We start from the raw sequence: 2,206 nt of genomic DNA, 5'->3' as shown, positions 1-2,206 counted from the left end.
GCTTATTCTTTGACCATTGCTTATGATCCGAAGCTGGATGAACAAGTCGAAGCGATGATTGATCTCGTAGCTGCGGCGCAGCAACCAGACGGATACTTTAATACGTATTTTACGGTCAAGGAGCCGGACAAACGGTGGACGAACCTGACCGACTGTCATGAATTGTATTGCGCCGGTCATATGATCGAGGCAGCGGTCGCCCATTTCCGAGCGACAGGCAAGCGGAAGTTGCTGGAGGTGGCTTGCCGTTTTGCCGATTACATCGATACGGTGTTTGGTCCTGAGGATGGCCAGATTCACGGCTATGACGGTCATCAGGAAATTGAACTGGCCCTGATCAAATTATATGAAGTTACGAAAGAGCAGAGATATCTGAGACTCAGTCAATATTTTCTGGATGAGCGAGGACGAGAGCCTTCCTTCTTCGTCATGGAGTGGGAACGGCGTGGGAAGTCATCTTTCTATGCCTCCCCTTCACGCCGGCCAGACATTGCTTATCATCAGAGTCATTTACCTGTTAGGGAGCAGCGCGTGGCGGTTGGTCATTCTGTCCGGGCGGTTTATATGTATACGGCTATGGCGGATATGGCTGCACGTACGCAAGATGAGGCTTTGCTTGAGGCGTGCCGGCATCTTTGGAATAATACGGTTCACAAGCAAATGTACATTACTGGGGGAATTGGCTCGACACACCATGGCGAGGCCTTTACGACGGATTATGATCTGCCTAATGATACGGTGTACGCGGAGACCTGTGCTTCCATCGGGCTGATCTTCTTCGCGCAGCGGATGCTCCAGCTCTCTCCGCGATCCGAATATGCGGATGTGATGGAAAGGGCCTTGTATAACAATGTTCTTGGCAGTATGGCCCAGGACGGGCAGCACTTTTTTTATGTGAACCCGCTGGAGGTTTGGCCGACGGCATGCCATCACAATCCGGGCAAACATCATGTGAAGCCGGTGCGTCAAGGATGGTTTGCGTGCGCTTGCTGTCCGCCAAATGTGGCGAGGCTGCTGACTTCGCTCGGGGAGTACGTATATACCATGAGTCACGATACACTTTACACCCACCTGTATATTGGTGGAGAAGCTGAGGTAACGTTGGATGGTATTCCGGTGAAGCTGGTTCAGAGCAGCGCGATGCCTTGGCACGGTCGGGTTTCCCTGACGTTGCAGCCGGAACAAGCAGTAAAGTGGACCGTGGCCGTACGCATTCCAGGGTGGGCACAGGGTCAAGCTGCCGTACAAGTGAACGGGCAGTCATGTTATATCGAAGACAGCATAAAGGATGGCTATGCTTATATTACAAGGACGTGGGCAGCGGGTGATACGCTGGAGCTTGAGTTCCCCATGGAGATTCAGCAAGTCCGGGCCAACCCGCGGATTCACGCGAATGCCGGCAAGTCTGCAATCCAGCGCGGGCCGCTCGTATACTGTCTGGAGGGCGTGGATCATGATGCTTTGCTGTCCTCCATTAGTCTGGCAACCGATCCGATACTTCAAGCCAGATTCGATCCTGAACTGGTCAGCGGAGCGGTTGTCATTGAGGGTCAGGGCTTTCGTGAGAAGCTGGAAGATTGGGACGACGATGCCTTGTATCGTGCGACAACCAATGAGTATGCGCCTGTCTCTATCAAGGCTATTCCATATTATTTATGGGGTAACCGTGGCGAGAACGAGATGAGTGTTTGGATAAGAGCGAAATATTGACGGATATTGTTATGGTTTGGCACCTGGTAGACTAGACCACGAGTGAAAAAAATTCCTGCAAATATGCAGGAATTAGTGGGCTGAAGATACGATATTTACCAAAAGCCTGCAAATGTGCAGGCTTTTTAATTCAAGTTAGGGCTAATCGGACGAATGAGGGATAAAAACCTGCATATCCGCATCTTTTTCACTGAAGAGCTCGATTCCTATGAAAATGCCTGCACATCCGCATCCTTTTACATTACATGAACAAGCATGTTTAGACATGGTCGATTGGAATCCGTGTTGGGCCGAGAATTACGGTGATTGCCGCACTGAGGCCATCCCTTTAATACGTTATGATATCAAGTTGTTATTCGCTTAACAGTTGCTTGATGTCGGCTTCCATCTTCTCAGGCGTATCGGCGGGAGCGTAACGCTTCACAACCTTCCCGTCTCGATTGACCAGAAACTTGGTGAAATTCCATTTTATCGATTTGGTGCCGAGTGCACCAGG

General features: G+C 50.6%; 1 protein-coding gene and 1 pseudogene. One reads left to right on the top strand and one right to left on the bottom strand.

The window, feature by feature from the left end:
- A partial coding sequence (locus ACFRAK_RS27960; RefSeq protein ID WP_394573027.1) for a glycoside hydrolase family 127 protein occupies positions 1 to 1,710 on the top strand: 1,710 nt, incomplete at its 5' end.
- A 352-nt stretch (positions 1,711 to 2,062) separates the two neighbouring features.
- On the opposite strand, the pseudogene ACFRAK_RS27955 reads toward ACFRAK_RS27960, so the two are convergent.
- Positions 2,063 to 2,206, bottom strand: a pseudogene (locus tag ACFRAK_RS27955) (glutathione peroxidase); the annotation flags it as partial.

The sequence above is a fragment of the Peribacillus sp. NPDC056705 genome (assembly GCF_043656335.1).
This window is presented reverse-complemented; position numbering and strand designations above follow the sequence as displayed.